General features: G+C 73.0%; 16 protein-coding genes. 12 read left to right on the forward strand and 4 right to left on the reverse strand.

Annotation, left to right across the window (positions count from 1 at the left end; genetic code table 11):
* Nucleotides 1-21: 21 nt before the first annotated feature.
* The gene (locus ACQP2F_RS23000; RefSeq protein WP_433307239.1) at nt 22-1044 is read left to right on the forward strand and encodes an aldo/keto reductase; all 1023 of its coding nucleotides are present in this window, start codon (nt 22-24) and stop codon (nt 1042-1044) included.
* On the opposite strand, the gene ACQP2F_RS23005 is transcribed toward ACQP2F_RS23000, so the two are convergent.
* A complete protein-coding gene (locus ACQP2F_RS23005; protein WP_433307240.1) occupies nt 1033-1854 on the reverse strand; it encodes an AbfB domain-containing protein in 822 nt (273 codons plus the stop codon). The two genes, ACQP2F_RS23000 and ACQP2F_RS23005, sit on opposite strands and share 12 nt — an antisense overlap.
* A 195-nt stretch (nt 1855-2049) precedes the next feature.
* Here ACQP2F_RS23005 and ACQP2F_RS23010 point away from each other — a divergent pair, with 195 nt between their 5' ends.
* Nucleotides 2050-3099 carry a hypothetical protein gene (locus tag ACQP2F_RS23010; protein WP_433307241.1) on the forward strand — a complete coding sequence of 350 codons (1050 nt, stop codon included), beginning with the start codon at nt 2050-2052 and terminating at the stop codon, nt 3097-3099.
* Here the strand turns inward: ACQP2F_RS23010 and erm are convergent.
* Nucleotides 3068-3850: an ErmE/ErmH/ErmO/ErmR family 23S rRNA (adenine(2058)-N(6))-methyltransferase gene (gene erm / locus ACQP2F_RS23015; RefSeq protein ID WP_433307243.1), complete on the reverse strand. Its 783-nt coding sequence runs from the start codon at nt 3848-3850 to the stop codon at nt 3068-3070. The genes ACQP2F_RS23010 and erm overlap by 32 nt on opposite strands.
* Nucleotides 3851-4166: 316 nt before the next feature.
* Between erm and ACQP2F_RS23020 the strand changes: the two genes are divergently transcribed.
* From ACQP2F_RS23020 to ACQP2F_RS23040, 5 genes are read left to right on the forward strand one after another with little or no spacing between them, the layout of a single operon-like run.
* The gene (locus ACQP2F_RS23020) at nt 4167-5087 is read left to right on the forward strand and encodes a DUF5995 family protein (RefSeq protein WP_433307245.1); all 921 of its coding nucleotides are present in this window, start codon (nt 4167-4169) and stop codon (nt 5085-5087) included.
* Between the two features lie 55 nt (nt 5088-5142).
* Nucleotides 5143-6459: a ferredoxin reductase family protein gene (locus ACQP2F_RS23025; protein WP_433307246.1), complete on the forward strand. Its 1317-nt coding sequence runs from the start codon at nt 5143-5145 to the stop codon at nt 6457-6459.
* Between the two features lie 14 nt (nt 6460-6473).
* A complete protein-coding gene (locus ACQP2F_RS23030) occupies nt 6474-6887 on the forward strand; it encodes an FMN-binding protein (protein WP_433307247.1) in 414 nt (137 codons plus the stop codon).
* Between the two features lie 10 nt (nt 6888-6897).
* Complete coding sequence (locus ACQP2F_RS23035) at nt 6898-7593, forward strand: response regulator transcription factor (RefSeq protein ID WP_433307248.1); 696 nt, start codon at nt 6898-6900, stop codon at nt 7591-7593.
* Nucleotides 7590-9032, forward strand: coding sequence for an ATP-binding protein (locus ACQP2F_RS23040; RefSeq protein WP_433307250.1), 1443 nt, complete (start codon nt 7590-7592; stop codon nt 9030-9032). The genes ACQP2F_RS23035 and ACQP2F_RS23040 overlap by 4 nt, the downstream gene beginning before the upstream one ends.
* On the opposite strand, the gene ACQP2F_RS23045 is transcribed toward ACQP2F_RS23040, so the two are convergent.
* A complete protein-coding gene (locus tag ACQP2F_RS23045; RefSeq protein WP_433307251.1) occupies nt 9011-9637 on the reverse strand; it encodes a GntR family transcriptional regulator in 627 nt (208 codons plus the stop codon). The two genes, ACQP2F_RS23040 and ACQP2F_RS23045, sit on opposite strands and share 22 nt — an antisense overlap.
* A 157-nt stretch (nt 9638-9794) precedes the next feature.
* Between ACQP2F_RS23045 and ACQP2F_RS23050 the strand changes: the two genes are divergently transcribed.
* The 3 genes from ACQP2F_RS23050 to ACQP2F_RS23060 all read left to right on the forward strand — a co-directional run bounded on the left by ACQP2F_RS23050 (nt 9795) and on the right by ACQP2F_RS23060 (nt 13833).
* Nucleotides 9795-11768, forward strand: a complete 1974-nt coding sequence (locus tag ACQP2F_RS23050; protein WP_433307253.1) for a PAS domain S-box protein — start codon at nt 9795-9797, stop codon at nt 11766-11768.
* A gap of 10 nt (nt 11769-11778) precedes the next feature.
* Entirely contained in the window at nt 11779-12984 is a 1206-nt protein-coding gene (gene lhgO, locus ACQP2F_RS23055) for an L-2-hydroxyglutarate oxidase (RefSeq protein ID WP_433307255.1), read from the forward strand.
* A 381-nt stretch (nt 12985-13365) separates the two neighbouring features.
* A complete protein-coding gene (locus ACQP2F_RS23060) occupies nt 13366-13833 on the forward strand; it encodes a DUF1348 family protein (protein ID WP_433307256.1) in 468 nt (155 codons plus the stop codon).
* On the opposite strand, the gene ACQP2F_RS23065 is transcribed toward ACQP2F_RS23060, so the two are convergent.
* Nucleotides 13826-14695, reverse strand: coding sequence for an LLM class F420-dependent oxidoreductase (locus ACQP2F_RS23065; protein ID WP_433307258.1), 870 nt, complete (start codon nt 14693-14695; stop codon nt 13826-13828). The two genes, ACQP2F_RS23060 and ACQP2F_RS23065, sit on opposite strands and share 8 nt — an antisense overlap.
* Nucleotides 14696-14772: 77 nt before the next feature.
* On the opposite strand from ACQP2F_RS23065, the gene ACQP2F_RS23070 reads away from it, so the two are divergent.
* Both ACQP2F_RS23070 and ACQP2F_RS23075 read left to right on the forward strand, forming a co-directional pair.
* Complete coding sequence (locus ACQP2F_RS23070; RefSeq protein WP_433307259.1) at nt 14773-15183, forward strand: YciI family protein; 411 nt, start codon at nt 14773-14775, stop codon at nt 15181-15183.
* Nucleotides 15180-16337 (forward strand): RNA polymerase sigma factor, encoded by a 1158-nt coding sequence (locus tag ACQP2F_RS23075; RefSeq protein WP_433307261.1) that lies wholly within the window; start codon nt 15180-15182, stop codon nt 16335-16337. The genes ACQP2F_RS23070 and ACQP2F_RS23075 overlap by 4 nt, the downstream gene beginning before the upstream one ends.
* Nucleotides 16338-16354: the final 17 nt, after the last annotated feature.

Genomic DNA, 16354 nt, shown 5'->3' on the forward strand with positions numbered 1-16354 from the left:
CCAGGTCATAGCGTCGGGTTCATGCAGACGATCGAATTGGGCCGCACCGGCCAGCAGGTCAGCCAGCTCGCGCTCGGCGCCATGCAGATGGGCAACGCCACGAGCGAGGCCGACTCCGTCCGGATCCTGAACCGGTACCTGGAGGCCGGCGGGTCGTTCATCGACACCGCCGACTGCTACGAGTGGTGGGCCCGGCGGGACAGCCGCGGCGGCGAGAGCGAGGAGCTGCTCGGCCGCTGGATGCGCGACGGCGGCAAGCGGGACCGGCTCTTCCTCGCCACCAAGGGCAGCGCCCTGCCGCACTACTCGCCCGACCTGTGGAACGCCGACGGCACGGCCAACTGGGACCTGGCCCGGCGCACCTTCGCGGGGGCGGGGCGCCGGACGCTCACCGACGCGCTCGACGGCAGCCTGCGCCGGCTCGGCACCGACCACGTGGACCTCTACTACATCCATGTCGACGACAAGGCCACCCCGCTGGAGGAGACGCTCGAGACGCTGGCCGGCTTCGTGCAGGCGGGCAAGGTGCGCTTCCTGGGCTGGTCGAACGTGCGCACCTGGCGGCTGGAGCGCATCCGCGGGCTGTGCGAGCGCAACGGCTGGCCGCTGCCGGTGGCGATCCAGCAGCAGCACAGCTACCTGCGCCGCCGGGCCGGTCTCGACACGGCGTCCATCGTGGACGCCGAGCAGCTGGACTATCTGCGCGACAACGACGACCAGACGCTGGTGGCGTACTCGCCGATCGTCAAGGGCGTCTACGACAGCAAGGAGAAGCAGCGTGACCACTGGATGATGGCCAGCTACGCGGGCCCGGACGCCGACGCCCGCCTGGCCGCGGCGGCCGCGGTGGCGGCCGAGGTCGGCGTGACCCCGAACCAGCTGGTCCTGGCGTGGCTGCTGGCCCAGACCGCGCCGCGAGTGCTGCCGCTGATCGGCCCGCGCACGCCGGAGCAGCTCGAGGACGCCCTGCCCGCGCTGGACGTCAAGCTGACCGGCGACCAGCTGACCCGCCTGGACGAGGCCGGCGAGCTCTCAGAGCGGTGACCGCACCGCGAAGGCGGCGCCGGAGCCCTCCTCGAGAACCAGCACGCCGTCGTCCCGGAGACGGAGGGACCGCGACGGATAATTGATCGATTCCAGAACAATGGCGGTTCCGTCGCGTGTGGGCGTGGCGCAGAACGTGGCGTCCTCGGCGAACAATGAATCGCGCCGCCGGTCGCGTTGGTCGAGGCGCAGCACGAAGTCGCGGTGGCGGAGGAAATAGCCGGGATAGTTCGTCGATTCGAGCGAGACGCAGCCGCCGCGCGCGAGTCCCTTGCGGACCACGAAACGGGAATCGGCTCGTTCCAGATCGGTGCTCGAGGGCCCGATCGGGTCGACCCGGCCGATGAAGTCGCGGTGCCGCAGCCGGCGGCCGGGGCGGCCGGCGAGCTCGAGGCCGACCGTCGACCCGATGTCGAGGTCGACGGTCGGCGCGGTCCCCGGCGGCGTCGTGCCGGGCCGGGGGGTCCGGGCCCGCACCGGCGCCGCCGGTGGGCCCGGCGGCGGGGCCGGTGGCCGGGTCGCGGACGGAGAAGCGCTGGTGGAGGACGAGGGCGCGGGCAGCATCGACACCGGCGCCGAGGGCTCGAAGTCCCATGGGGAGGCATAGGTGATCTGCTGCGCGACCGGGTCGGGCTCGTCGCCGCCGAGCGGCAGGATGAGCGCCATGACCCCGGCGACGCCGGCCGTGACGGCGATCGAGCAGGCGACCAGCACGCGCCGGGCGTGCGCGGCCTCGGCGGCCACCGACCGAGGGGGCATCGGGCGATAGGGCACCGGCAGCCGGCCGAATCGCTCGTCGTCGTGGGGCATGTAACATCCGCTCCTGCGGCCGGCCACCTAAGGTGCTCTTAAAGTCTCGAAAAGGCATTCTTGCGGCGAACACCGTGAATCGCAAGAGTGAGATTTAAGCGCATCTTTGGCTCGGTCCACGCGCGAATCGAACCGCGGGCCGTTGCCGCCCGTATCCCCGATCGACTCCATACGTAGTGTCGAGGGGGACTTCACGTGGACGGCTCCGCATCGGACGAGACCCCCACCGGCGGCATCCCGCACATCTCCGACTACTGGCCCGACGCGCCGCACCGGATGGGCCCGGAGGCCGACTACTACCCGGGCGAGGGCGGGGGCGAGCCGCCGCCGCGCGCGGCCGCGCCGCCGCCCGCGCGGGTCTTCGGGCCGCCGGCCGCGCCCCGGCGCACGCGGCTGCGGTTCCTGCTCGGTGCCCTCGCCGCGCTGGTCTTTCTCGGCGGCAGCGTGGTCACCCTCGGCCGGCTGGTGCTGCGGGGCGACGACGGGACGGCCGCCCCCGCCCCACCGGCCCCGATTCCGACCGGGACGATCGGGGCGGTGCCGCCGAGCCCGCCGGTGTCGATCGCGCCCGAGGGTCCGGCGTCGTCGTCCACGGCGACCGAGGCCCCGGCGGCCAAGGACCCGGCGACGACCAGCCCGGCCCGGCCGAGGGACCCCGAGCCGCCGTTCAGCTCGGGCACGTTCGAGATGGTCAGCGACGTCGCCGAGCTCGACGTGACGATCGCGTCCCTGGGCGCCGACCCGGTCCGGGTCAGCGCCCCGGCCGGCAGCGGGCTCACGCCCCGCCTCAGCCGGGACGGCAGCACCGTACGGCTGAGCGTGAGGTCCGCCGGCGAGGGCACCGGAAAGCTCGCCGTCCGGCTCAACCGCAAGGTCACCTGGTCGCTGCGGATGACCGGTGGGGTGCGGGACGCCGATTTCGCCCTGTCCACGGGGATGATCCGGCGCATCGACCTGATCGGCGGGGCGGGCCGCTGGGACATGGCGCTGCCGGTGCCGGACGAGACGCTGCCGATCCGGATGACCGGCGGCGTCGGCACCTGGACCATCACCACACCCCGCGAGGTGCCGGTCAAGGTGCTGGTGCGCGACGGCGCGGGCTCGGTCACGCTCAACGGCGACCGCACCCGCGGCATCGACCGGAACACCACGCTGCAGGACGGTGACGGGGAGGGCGGGCTCGACATCGACGCGGTGGCCGGGCTCGGCTCGCTCACCGTGGGGCCAGCAGGCGGAACAGGCTGAGCCACTGCTCCGGCCAGACCTCGCCGACCGGTACGTCCGGGCCGAGCCGGGCCGCGCGCGTCGCCGCGTACGCCCGCCGGTCGCCGAACCGGCGCGCGAGGGTGGCGTGCAGCGAGCCGCCGGCGCCGGTGAAGCCCTCCTCGACCAGGCGGCGCCAGGCGGGCATCAGGGCGGGCCGGACCAGCGGGACGGCACGGCGCTCGATCTGCAGGATGCCGCCGTCGACCCGGGGCATCGGGCGGAACGCGTCGCGTGGCACCCGCCCGGCCAGCCGCCAGGAGTGCTCGGGCCAGGTCAGCACGGTCAGCCGGCTCCAGCGTCCGTAGTCGCCGGCGCGCTTGCGGGCGTACTCGAGCTGGGTCAGCAGGGTGGCGCGGCGCAGCGCCGGCGCGTCCAGGCACCAGCGCACGACGGCCGCGGTCAACGCGTAGGGGATGTTGCCGACCACCGCGAAGTCCTCGGCCGGCGGCCTCGCCGCCAGAAAATCCTCGGTGCGCACGGTGAGGCGGGGATGGCGCGGGAGGCGGGCGGCCATGTCCGCGTCGATCTCGTACGCGACGAGCCGCCCGCAGAGCGGCAGGAGCGCCGTGGTGAGCCGCCCGCGGCCGGCCCCGATCTCGTAGAGCAGGGTGTCCGGTCCCGGCGCCGCGGCATCGGCGAGGCGCCGGATCGCGGCCGGGTCGGCCAGGAAGTTCTGTCCCAGGGTGCGGCGCGAGCGGGCGTGCTCGTGCCGGGTGAAGCGTGGCGCCATGGCCGTGGTGGTCCCGTCTGCCGCGCTCTCGGGCGGCGAACACGGACAGGCGTCGGTGGCCCGTCCGATCCGGAGTGGACTCGGCGAGGCCCTGGCGTGAGGAGGTGGTGCGCTACTCGATGGGGGCCAGGGCACAGGCCCGGGCACGCACACGGATCGAGTGCTGCGTTCCCCGCGCGGGGGCGAGGAACAGGTAGGTCACCGACATGACGGCGACGCTATCGGCCGCGCGTACCGGCGTCATCCGATTTTTTCGGGCGACGGGTTGCCGACAGGGTGGTGGTGGCCGGGACCGGAGATCACCAGGCTGTGGGGCATGACGACAACGTTCGACCGGGAGAGTGTGCGCGGCAGCGCCGAGACGCTCAAGGAGAAGCGTCTCGAGCTCTCGGCGCTGGAGATACCGCCGGGGCGAGGCTGGGATCCGCTGCGCGACCGGATGGCCGCCGTGGTGGCGACCCAGCCGGGCGGCATCGGCGAAGTGATCAAGAAGCTGGACACGCTGCAGTTCATCTTCGACGAGCTGCCGCCCTCGCCGGCCAAGAACCGGGTGTCGGCGTTCAACTCGCTCTACAACACGATCACCCGCCGGGTGGACGGCGCCCTGCACACCGGCGTCAACCAGCCCGAGTTCCTGGAGCTGCTCGACGTCGAGTTCGCCAAGCGCTACTTCTCCGCACTCGATCTGTGGAACAACGACGACGAGGCCACCCCCGACGTGTGGGAGGTCCTCTTCAAGCGCGGCCACGACCTGAAGATGAGCCGGCTGACCGCGGCGATGCTCGGGGTCAACGCGCACATCAACCACGACCTGGCATTGGCGCTGATCGGCACCTGGAACGAGGTGGGCGCGCCGGCCGACGACCTCATCCACCCCGACTACCTGCTGGTCAACCAGATCTTCTTCGAGGAGATCCCGCCGCTGCGCCGGGGCTTCTCGACCCGCTGGCAGCTGGAGATCGACGAGTTCGTCGGCCCGCTGGACGACTGGAGCCAGCGGACGCTGGTCACGGTCACCCGCGCGCACGCCTGGGACCAGGCCCGGCGCCTGTGGGAGCTGCGCAACGACGCGGAGGACTTCGAGGAGGCGCGGCGGGCGATGGACCGGGCGGCGTCGCTGGTCGCCGAGTTCGCGATCGTGGGCGACCGGCTGGTCAACACGGCCGGGTGGGGCGTCACCCGGACGTGGCACGCGCTGAGGGGCATGTTCCGGCACCGGGAGCGGGTCGGTTCTTAGCGAACTCTTACGATCCGCCCTACCAGCTTTGACCCGGGACGCGGATCGTTGACGGGTGACCGCTCGTCGTTGGCATGCGGACGCCGGGGGCGTCGCGGCCGCCACCTCGCTGCTCCTGGTGACCGCCCTCTGGGCCGGCCACGGGGGCATCCGTGACCTGGGCGTGCTCTCCGCCGGGCGCTTGAGCGGGCTGTGGTCGGCCGACCTGCTGCTGATCCAGGTGCTGCTGATGGCGCGCATCCCGATCGTCGAGCGGGCCTTCGGGCAGGACCGGCTGGCCCGCTGGCACCGGTGGACCGGGTTCACCTCGTTCTGGCTGATGGTGCTGCACATCGTGCTGATCACGGTGGCCTACACCGGCACCGACTCGCGCAGCGTGCTGGGCGAGCTGTGGGACCTGGTCCTCGACTATCCGGGCATGCTGCTCGCCACGGCGGGCACGCTGCTGCTGGTCATGGTGGTGGTCACCTCGATGCGGGCGGCCCGGCGCCGGTTGCGCTACGAGTCGTGGCATCTCCTGCACCTGTACGCCTACCTCGGCGTCGGCCTGGCCCTGCCGCACCAGCTCTGGACCGGCGCCGACTTCCTGGCCTCGCCGCTCGCGACGGCCTATTGGTGGACGCTCTACGCGGTGTCGGCCGGCGCCCTGGTGGCGTACCGGCTGGGGCTGCCGGTCTGGCGCACCCGGCGTCATCGGCTCGTGGTCTCGCATGTGGTCCCGGAGGGACCGGGTCTCACGTCGGTCTATCTGGCCGGGCGGCAGCTGGGCGCCCTTCCGGTACGCGCGGGGCAGTTCTTCCAGTGGCGCTTCCTCGACGGGCCGGGATGGTCGCGGGCGCACCCCTACTCGCTGTCGGCCACCCCGCACGGCGACCGGCTGCGGATCACGGTGAAGGACCTGGGCGACGGCAGCGCCCGGGTCTCGTCGCTGCGGCCCGGCACCCGGGCGCTGATCGAGGGGCCGTACGGCAGGCTCACCGGCGAGAGCTATCCGGGCGGCCCGGTGACGCTGCTGGCCTGCGGCATCGGGGTGACGCCGCTGCTGGCGCTGCTGGGCGAGCTGCGCTACCGGCCGGGCGAGGCGACGCTCGTCTACCGGGCCCGCAGCGAGGCCGAGATCGCGTTCCGCGGCGAGCTGGAGTGGTTCGCGCGGCATCGCGGGGTACGGGTGGTCTACCTGCTCGGGTCGCGCGGCCCGTCGTGGCTGCCCGCGCAGTTCGCCGGCGCCACGCTGCCTCAGGTCGTGCCCCGGATCGGCGCCTCCGAGGTCTACATCTGCGGCCCCGAGGAGTGGGCGGCGGAGGCCCGGTCGGCGGCGCGGGCGGCCGGGGTGCCCGCGGCCCGGGTGCACACCGAGTTGTTCTCCTGGTAGCGGGAAGGGAAGAGATGCGCCGGATCACGCTGTGGCTGTTCTCGACGGTCGCCGCGGTCGTCCTGTTGTTCAGCTACCGCACCAGCACCGCCGGTTCCAGCGGTCCCGCGGTCGCGGCAACCGCTCCCGCTTCGCTGCCGCAGGGCGGCGGGAAGACCTACACCGGGAACGTCGCGCAGACCCGGTGGGGGCCGGTGCAGGTCTCGATCACCGTGTCGGGCGGCCGGATCACCGACGTCGGCGTGCCCACCTACCCGTCGAACAACGGGCGGGACGTGGAGATCAACTCGCGGGCGCTGCCGATCCTGCGGCAGGAGACGCTGGAGAAGCAGAGCGCCGACATCGACGCCGTCTCCGGCGCTACCGTCACGAGCGACGGCTACCGGCAGTCGCTGCAGTCCGCGTTGGACGCGGCGCACCGGAACTGAGGGGAACGGCGTGCGCATCCTGGTGGTGGAGGACGACGCGGCGGTGCGGGACTCGCTGGCGCGCACCCTCCGCTTCGAGGGGCATCAGGTCGAGACGGCGGCCGACGGCGTCGAGGCGCTCGAGGCGGTCACCGGGTCCGAGCCGGACGCGATGATCCTCGACGTCAGCATGCCCCGGCTCGACGGCCTGCAGACCTGCCGGCAGCTGCGGTCGGCGGGCGTGGTGCTGCCGGTGCTGATGCTGACCGCCCGGGACAGCGTGGGCGACCGGGTGGCGGGGCTCGACGCCGGCGCCGACGACTACCTGGTCAAGCCGTTCGCCCTGCAGGAGCTGCTGGCCCGGGTGCGCGCGCTGCTGCGGCGCTCGGCCCTCGCCGCCGGGCCGCCGCCGTCGTCCGGCGGCCGGCTCACCTTCGCCGACGTGCGGCTCGACCCGGTCACCCGCGAGGTGTGGCGGGGCTCGCGGCCGCTGCGGCTGACCCGCACCGAGTTCGCGATCCTGGAGGCGTTCCTGCGCCACCCGCGGCAGGTGCTCACCCGGGCGGCGCTGTTCGAGCAGGTCTGGGGGTACGACTTCGGGGAGTCCTCCAACAGCGTCCACGTCTACCTCGGCTACCTCCGCCGCAAGCTGGAGGCCGACGGCGAGTCCCGGCTGCTGCACACCGTGCGGGGCGTGGGCTTCGCGCTGCGCGAAGACCCGCTGTGAGCCCGCTCGCCCGCGGCTGGGCGACCGGCTGGTGGCGGCGGCGGACCCTGCACGCGCGGATGGCGTTCCTGGTCGGCGCCGCGGTCGCGATCGCGCTCATCGCCTTCGCCATCGCCTCCTGGGTGGCCGTGCGCGGGCTGCAGGAGCACCGGATCGCGGCCCAGCTCAGCACGGACGCCCTCGCCATCTCGCAGTCGCCGGGGCAGTGGGCGGCCAACCGGGACGGTCCGCCCGGCGATGCCGGTCGGCCCGGCCGCAACCATCGGCGGGAGCTGGGCCCGCGCTGGCAGATCCTCTCGGCCGGCGGTGAGGTGGTCAGCGCGCCGGACAGCCCGCTTCCGGTCACCGCCGGGGCGCGGTCGGTGGCGGCCGGTGCGGGCAAGGGCCGGTCGGTCCGGGAACGGGTCACCATCGGCGACGACAGCTATCAGATGCTGACGACCGCGATCAACCGGGGCGGGGCGGTGCAGGTCGCGATCGACGAGGAGGAGTCCCGCCGTACGCTCGATGTGCTCGGAATCCTGCTCGGCATCGGCTGTGTCGTGGGCATCGTCGGGGCCGCCTTCGCCGGGCGAGCCGTGGCCCGGGCCGGACTGCTGCCGGTCGAGCGGCTCACCGAGGCGGTCGAGGAGGTCGCGGCCACCACCGACCTGACCCGGCCGATCGAGGTGACCGGGGAGGACGAGGTCGCCCGCCTGGGCCGCTCGGTGAACACGATGCTGGCCGCCATCGACACCTCCCGCCGGCAGCAGCGGGCGCTGGTCGAGGACGCGGGCCACGAGCTGCGGACGCCGCTGACCAGCATCCGTACCAACGTCGAGCTGCTGCTGACCGTCGAGCGCCACCCCGAGCTGGCCGACCGGCTGCCGCCGGAGGACCGGGCCAAGCTGCTCGCCGACCTCGACGCCCAGGTGCGCGAGCTGGCGACGCTGACCACCGAGCTGGTCGAGCTGGCCCGGGAGGACGCCGCGCGGGAGGCGGCCGAGCCGGTCGAACTGGCCGACGTGGTGACGGCCGCGATCAACCGGGTGCGGATCCGGGCTCCGGGGCTGGTCTTCACGGCGTCGCTGGCGCCGGCGCGGGTGATCGGGCGGCCCGGCGAGCTCGAGCGGATGGTCGTGAACGTGCTCGACAACGCGGCCAAGTGGAGCCCGCCAGGCGGCGAGGTGACCGTGGTGCTGGCCGGCGGGGTGCTGACGGTGGCGGACCACGGCCCGGGGATCGCCGGCGAGGACATGCCGCACGTCTTCGACCGCTTCTACCGCGCGGCGGCGGCGCGGTCGATGCCCGGCTCGGGGCTGGGGCTCGCGATCGTGGCCCAGACCGCCGCCCAGCACGGCGGCACCGTCGCCGCCGGCCCGAACACGCCGGCCGGCACGGTCGTGACCATCACGCTGCCGGTCGCGCCGGGCGACGATCAGGCCGGCCCGCCGAGCTGATCGATCGAGCGCAGCGCCTCGATGACGCTGGCGATGTGCTCGCGCATCGCGGCCTCGGCCACCTTGGCGTCGCCGTCCCGGATCGCCGCGATGATCCGCTCGTGCTGGGGCAGCGACTGCTGCGGCCGGCCCGGCAGCAGCGAGAGCACGAACTGGTGCCGCACCAGCTGGCCGCGGAGCGTGCCGACGATCCGGTCGGCCGTGCGGTGCCCGGCGATCTGCCGGATCAGCGCGTGCAGCCGCTGGTTGAGGTCGCTGTAGCGCCGATACTCCCCGGCGTCGACCGCCCGCCGCATCAGCAGGGCGATCTCGTCGAGCTCGGAGGCCCGCTCGGCGTCGATCCGCTCCGCGGCGCGGGCCGCGATCAGGCCCTCGACCACCATGCGTACCTCGGTGATCTCGATCGCCTCGTCGAGCGACACCTTGCGCACCTGTGCGCCCCGGTTGCGCTGGGTCTCGATCAGCCCCTCGGCCGCGAGGTCCTGCAGGGCCGCCCGGACGTTGAACCGGCTGGCCCCGAACCGGGTCATCAGCTGCGCCTCGACCAGCCGCTCACCGGGCAGGAACTCGCCGGACAGGATCGCGTCGCGCAGCGCCTCACCCACATGCCGACGGTCACCGTCGCCGTCTGCCGCCATGTCCGTCCGTGCCCTCGCGCTCGCCGTCGGCACGCGCCCCTCGTGCCGTGCTGCGAAGGATACCGCCCGTCGTGCCCGGCGGCGCGGCCTCAGCTCCGGGGGGAGGGCAGCCGATAGGACGATCGTGCCGGAGCAGCTCTTCCTTCTCGGCAACCTGGTCATCATGGTGGCGTACGCGGCGATCATGGTGGCCATCGTGGTGCCCGTGAGCCGGGCGGGTCAGCTGCGCAGCAACAAGCTCGCGGTCGCGACCGCCCTCATCTTCTTCAGCTGCGCCGTCGGGCACGGGCTGCACGCCGTGGTCACCTATCACGCCATCGTGGCCGGGCACCCGGGGCACGAGGCGCCGGCCGGCTGGTCTTGGCCGTCGGCGATCTGGGATCTGTTCACCGCCGGGGTCGGCGTCTACTACTGGAGCCTCCGCCGCAGCTACGGCGTGCTGCTCGGCCGGGGCGCCATCTACGTGTCGCCGTGGGAGAAGCACCGTCTCGAGGAGGCCGACGCCCGCGAACGCGCGGCCCGGGACGCGGCCGAGGCCCACCGCGCCACGCTCACCGCGGTCGCCGAGCAGACCGACGCGGCCATCATCGGCGTCTCGCGAGACGGCAAGGTCAACGCCTGGAACCACGGCGCCGAGATGATGTTGGGCTGGACGGCGGCCGAGATGGTGGGCCGGCCGATCGAGACCATCACCGACGACGCCGGCGGCCGGCACCAGCAGGAGCTCCTCGAGCGGGTGATGGCCGGCGAGCCGAACGTCGCGTACGAGGCACGCCGGATCCGCAAGGACGGCGGCCGGGTGGAGGTCGCGGTGAACATCACCGCCGTCCGCGACTCGGCCGGCGACATCATCGGCGTCTCGGTCGTCGCCCGCGACATCACCGCGGCCAAGGAGGCCGCCGACCGGCGGCGCGCGCTCGAGGAGCGCACCAACCAGCAGCAGCGGATGGAGAGCCTGGGCAAGCTGGCCGGCGGGATCGCCCACGACTTCAACAACATCCTGGCGATCATCATGAACTACACCGAGTTCGCGGCGGAGGCGGCGGACAATCCGGCCGTACGCGCCGATCTCGACCACGTGCGCACCGCGGCCGGCCGGGCCATGAACCTGACCCGGCAGCTGCTCACCTTCACCCGCGGCGACACGATCCAGCCGCAGGACGTCGATCTGAACGCCGCGATCGCCGAGGTGCGGGCCATGCTCGACCGCACCATCGGGGAGGACATCGCGCTCTTCGCCCGGCCCGGTGAGCGCCCCCTGGTCGTGCACGGCGACCCCGGGCAGCTCCAGCAGGTGCTGCTGAACCTGGCCATCAACGCGCGGGACGCGATGCCGGACGGCGGCACTCTGGTGATCGAAGCGGACGAGGCCGAGCTCGACGGCGAGGAGCTGAACATGCAGCCGGCCGTGTCCCCCGGCCGCTACGCCCGCATCCAGGTCAGCGACACCGGCGAGGGCATGTCGGCCGACGTGGCGGCGCACATCTTCGAGCCGTTCTACACGACCAAGCCGCGCGGCAAGGGCACCGGGCTCGGGCTGGCCACCGTCTACGGCATCGTGGCCGAGGCGGGCGGCAGCATCAACGTCTTCTCCGAGCTCGGCGTCGGCACGACGTTCCGGATCTACCTGCCGATGGCCGCGACCTCGGCCGGGCCGCCCGTGCCCGCCTCGCGCGGCGCCCCGCCGCCGTCCGGCGACGGCCGGACGGTGCTGGTGGTGGAGGACGAGGAGGCGCTGGCCCGGGTGGTGCACCGCATCCTGACCGCGGCCGGCTACCGGGTGCTGGCCGCGTCGACCGGCGCCGAGGCGTACGCGATCTTCCAGGACAAGGGCTGCGACGCCCTGCTCACCGACGTCATCATGCCCGAGATGTCCGGGCCGCGCCTGGCCGAGCTGGTCCACGACCGGCAGCCGGACCTGCCGGTGCTCTACATGTCCGGCTACAGCAACGGGCTGCTCGGCAGCACCCGCGTGCTCGACTCCGGCATCCCGTTCCTGGAGAAACCGTTCAGCAGTGGCGAGCTGCTGCAGAAGCTGCACGAGGCGCTGGAGCTCAGTCCCTCCCCGTCCGGTTCCCGCGAGACGGGTCGCCACTAGGGTTCCTACTATGGCGGACGAGACCATCGGCATCATCGGCGCCGGCATCGTGGGCCTGGCCATCGGGCGCGAGCTCACCCGGCGGCGCCCCGGCGCGCGCGTCGTGGTGGTCGAGAAGGAGAGCCGGGTCGCGGTCCACCAGACCGGCCACAACTCGGGCGTCGTGCACGCCGGCATCTACTACAAGCCCGGCAGCCTCAAGGCGCGGCTCTGCACGCGCGGCGGCGCGATGCTGCGGGAATACTGCGCCGAGCGCCATCTGCCGTACGACGAGTGCGGCAAGCTGGTCGTGGCGGTGACCCCGGACGACGTCGTCCGCCTCGACGCGCTCGCGGCCCGGGCCGGCGACAACGCGGTGCCGGGGCTGCGGCGGGTCGGCCCGGCCGAGATCCGCGAGATCGAGCCGCACGGCGCCGGCCTGGCCGCGCTGTACTCGCCCCGCACCGCGATCACCGACTACGTGCGCATCGCCGAGGCGTTCGCCGACGACATCGTGGCGGCCGGGGGCGAGGTGCGTCTCAACTTCCCGGTCACCTCGGTCTCGTCCGTGCCGGGCGGCCTGGCCGTGCGCTCGCCCGCCGGGGAGGTCGTCGCCGGCCAGCTCATCGTCTGCGCCGGCATCCACTCCGACCTGGTGGCCGGCCTGGCCGGGGACACGGCGGCCCCACGGATCATCCCGTTCCGCGGTGAGTACATGCGGGTCAAGGCCGACAAATCGGGCATGGTGCGCGGCTTGATCTACCCGGTGCCGGACCCGAGGTATCCGTTCCTCGGCGTTCATTACACGCGGCGCGTGGACGGGACTCTCGAGGTCGGCCCCAACGCCGTGCTCGCGACCGCCCGCGAGGGATATCGACTGGGCGACGTCTCCCTGCGCGACCTCCGGGGCATCGCGTCCTGGCCGGGCACCTGGAAGATGGCGGCGCGGCACTGGCGGACCGGAATCCGGGAGATGTACGGGTCGGTATCCATGCGCGCTTACATGAAGGCGGCCCGGCGCTACGTCCCCGAGATCGGCGTCGGTGACGTCGAGCGGGCCGGCGCCGGCGTGCGCGCCCAGGCGCTGGACCGCGACGGCACCCTCGTCGACGACTTCCGCATCCACCGCCTCGGACCGGTCACGGCCGTCCGCAACGCCCCCTCACCGGCGGCCACCTCGAGCATGGCCATCGCCGAGCACGTCCTCGACGTCCTGGACGGCAAGCCCGTCGACTGATCCCACCGGCTGCGTCCCCGCCCGCCGCGCGGTCCCATCGCCGGCCGCTCACCCGTCGGCCTCCCGCCGTTCGGGCTGCTCACCGGCGGGACCTCAGCGCCGTCCTCGCGCTGATCTCGCCGCCCAGCGGTCGGGCCGCACCCGCCGGCTCGCGGACCCACCTACCGGCGTGCGGACGCGCCCGGCCGAGCCACTCCGCCGCGCCCTTTGCTCTGCTTACCGAAGCGAACGTCGCCCTGCTCACCGACTACGCGCGCCACGGGTGGGCGTGGGCGATGCGCGTATCGGTAAGCAGCGCAAAGGGCGGAAAACTGCCTGCTCACCGCAACTGCCGAGCGTCGGCGGGGCGGGCACGGGGCGGCGGGCGTGAGAGACTCGGGCATGATCGAGAGCAGGCCGCCGGTGCCGCCGTTCGACGAGCGGACGGCGCGGCAGAAGGTGCAAGCCGCGGAGGACGCCTGGAACACCCGCGACCCGCACCGGGTCAGCCTGGCCTACACGGCCGGCTCGGTGTGGCGCAACCGCGACCAGTTCGTCACCGGCCGCGAGCAGATCGTCGCCTTCCTCACCGCCAAGTGGGAGCGCGAGCTCGACTACGCGCTGCGCAAGAGCCTCTGGGCGTACGCGGGGGATCGCATCGCCGTGCGATTTCAGTACGAGTGCCGTGACCGGGCCGGCCAGTGGTGGCGCAGCTACGGCAACGAGCTGTGGGAGTTCGACGAGTACGGCCTGATGCGCCGGCGGGAGGCCTCCATCAACGACGTGCGCATCGCCGAGGCGGACCGGCGGCTGTTCGGGCCGCGCCCCGACGGCGAGCGCGGCCCGGAGTTCGACATTCCGCTCAGCTGAACTGGGGGATGATCTCCTCGGCGAAGCGCTGCAGGGGCTCGTGGTCGTAGGCCACCCGCGGCAGGTAGAAGATGACGTAGTCGCAGCCGGCGTCGAGGACCCGGGTGACCCGCTCGATGACCTCGGCGTTGGACCAGGACAGGTCGACGTCCATCGAGGTGGACTTGGCGATCGACGCGTAGTCGCGGCCGACATTGTCGCAGTGCTCGCGCAGCACGGCGAGCTTGCGACGGATCAGGTCGGGGTCGCTGTTGCCGACGTTGCAGCCGTCGGCGTACTGCGCGACCAGCTTGAGCGTGACCTTCTCGCCGCCGCCGCCGATCCAGAACCGGGGCTTGCGGCGCGGCTGGTTGATCGGGCCGTCGATGGCGTAGTGCTTGCCGGTGAAGACCGGGCGGTCCTCGGTCCACATCTTGTGCACGATCTGGACCGCCTCGCGGAAGGCGCCCATCCGCTCGGGCACCTCGGTCCAGCGGTAGCCGTACGCCTTCCACTCGTGCTCGTACCAGCCGGCGCCCAGGCCCGCGTAGAGGCGGCCGTGGCTGGCCACGTCCACGGTCGAGGCGATCTTGGCGTACAGGGACGGTTGCCGGTAGCCGTTGCAGCCGACCATCTGGCCGATGTTGACCCGGCTGGTGTCGCGGGCCAGCGTGGCGGTGGCCGTCCAGCACTCGAAGACCGCGTTGTCGGTCGGCTCGGGCACGGTGTGGAAGTGGTCGTAAAGCCAGATCGAGTCCCACGGGCCGGCGTCGGCGAGCTTGGCGACCGCGGTCATCGCCTCGTACTGCTCGACCGGATCGGCGATCTCGGTCAGGTCCATCTTCCAGCCCTGGGGCACGAACACTCCGAAGCGCACACTCATGCACACGAACTTAATCGACGAGATGATGTCGAGCGACGGAGATCGGCTTCGTCCGGTGGGTGAGGAAGGGAGAGACCATGCCGCGTTACCTGCTCATCGTCGACTACCGGCCGGGCGACGTCGAGGCGCCGATGGACGAGTGGAAGCCCGACGAGATCAAGGCACACATGGACTACTACGGGGCGCTCAACCGGATGCTCACCGAGACCGGTGAGCTGGTCGGGGGCGAGGCGCTGACCTCGCCGGCCCAGGGCAAGGAGGTGGTCTCCGACGGCGCCGGCGCCACGGTGGTGACCGACGGGCCGTTCGCCGAGGCCAAGGAGATGCTGGCCGGCTACCAGATCGTCGAGGTCGAGTCGGAGGAGCGGGCCATCGAGATCGCCGCGCTGGTCTCCGCGGTGCCGGGGCCGGGCGGGGTGCCGCTGCGGCAGCCGATCACGGTTCGCCGGGTCATGTCCGACGCCGACTTCGAGGCCCTCGGCGCATGAACGATCTGCTGCGCGAGCTCGCCCCGCAGGTGCTGGGCGTGCTCGCGCGTCGGTCGCAGGATTTCGGGGCGGCCGAGGACGCCGTACAGGAAGCGCTGGTCAAGGCCTATCTGCAGTGGCCGGAAGCCGGAGTCCCGGAGAACCCCCGCGGATGGCTGTTGCAGACCGCCTCGCGCAAGTTGATCGATGCGATGCGGAACGCCGAGGCGCGGCGGCGCCGGGAGGAGGCCGCCTATCTGGGTGAGACGGGAGGGGAGGCCTGGCCCGAGGACGACACGCTCACCGTCCTGAGCATGTGCTGCCATCCGTCGCTCACCCCGGCGTCCCAGGTGGCGCTCACCCTGCGGGCGGCCGGCGGCCTCACCACCGCCGAGATCGCGGCCGCCTTCCTGGTGCCCGAGGCCACCATGGCCCAGCGGATCAGCTGGGCCAAACAGAAGATCAAGAGCTCGGGCGTGGGCTTCGGCCCGGGCCCGGAGAGCCAGGTGCGGCGCGTGCTCTACCTGATCTTCAACGAGGGGTACGCGGTGAGCACCGGCCCGTCGCTGCACCGGGCGGAGCTGTCGGGGGAGGCGATCCGGCTCGCCCGGCTGCTGAGCCACGAGGACCCGGAGAACGCCGGCCTGCTCGCGCTCATGCTGCTGACCGACGCCCGCCGCCCGGCACGGCTCGGCCCCGGCGGCGATCTGGTGCCGCTGGAGGAGCAGGACCGTACGCTCTGGAACCGCGCCCTGATCGCCGAGGGGACCGCCGTGCTCGACGCCGCGATCACCCGTGGCCGGGTCGGCGAGTATCAGCTGCAGGCGGCCATCGCGGCCCTGCACGACCGGGCGCCGAGCACCGCGGAGACCGACTGGCCGCAGATCCTCGCGCTCTACGGCCTGCTCGAGCGGATGACCGGCAACCCGGTGGTGGCGCTGAACCGAGCGGTCGCGCTGGCCATGGTGGACGGACCGCGGGCCGGGCTCAAGGCGCTCGACGATCTCGGCGACCGTCTCGCCGGGCATCATCGCCGGGACGCGGTTCGCGCCCACCTGCTCGAACGGGCGGGGGAGCCGGAGGCGGCCGCGCGGCTGTACGCTGCCGCGGCGGGCCGCACCACCAGCCTGCCCGAGCGGCGCTACCTGACGACCCGGGCGGCGCGGCTGCGGTGATGCGGGGGAGCGGGGGC

The organism is Actinoplanes sp. CA-030573 (genome assembly GCF_050951115.1).
Classification (GTDB): domain Bacteria; phylum Actinomycetota; class Actinomycetes; order Mycobacteriales; family Micromonosporaceae; genus Actinoplanes.

Coding starts and splice junctions, on each gene's coding strand:
- ACQP2F_RS23065 (WP_433307258.1), bottom strand. CDS start 14,695: ATGAGTGTGCGCTTCGGAGTGTTCGTGCCCCAGGGCTGGAAGATGGAC.
- ACQP2F_RS23075 (WP_433307261.1), top strand. CDS start 15,180: ATGAACGATCTGCTGCGCGAGCTCGCCCCGCAGGTGCTGGGCGTGCTC.
- lhgO (WP_433307255.1), top strand. CDS start 11,779: ATGGCGGACGAGACCATCGGCATCATCGGCGCCGGCATCGTGGGCCTG.
- ACQP2F_RS23005 (WP_433307240.1), bottom strand. CDS start 1,854: ATGCCCCACGACGACGAGCGATTCGGCCGGCTGCCGGTGCCCTATCGC.
- ACQP2F_RS23020 (WP_433307245.1), top strand. CDS start 4,167: ATGACGACAACGTTCGACCGGGAGAGTGTGCGCGGCAGCGCCGAGACG.
- ACQP2F_RS23000 (WP_433307239.1), top strand. CDS start 22: ATGCAGACGATCGAATTGGGCCGCACCGGCCAGCAGGTCAGCCAGCTC.
- ACQP2F_RS23060 (WP_433307256.1), top strand. CDS start 13,366: ATGATCGAGAGCAGGCCGCCGGTGCCGCCGTTCGACGAGCGGACGGCG.
- erm (WP_433307243.1), bottom strand. CDS start 3,850: ATGGCGCCACGCTTCACCCGGCACGAGCACGCCCGCTCGCGCCGCACC.
- ACQP2F_RS23030 (WP_433307247.1), top strand. CDS start 6,474: ATGCGCCGGATCACGCTGTGGCTGTTCTCGACGGTCGCCGCGGTCGTC.
- ACQP2F_RS23070 (WP_433307259.1), top strand. CDS start 14,773: ATGCCGCGTTACCTGCTCATCGTCGACTACCGGCCGGGCGACGTCGAG.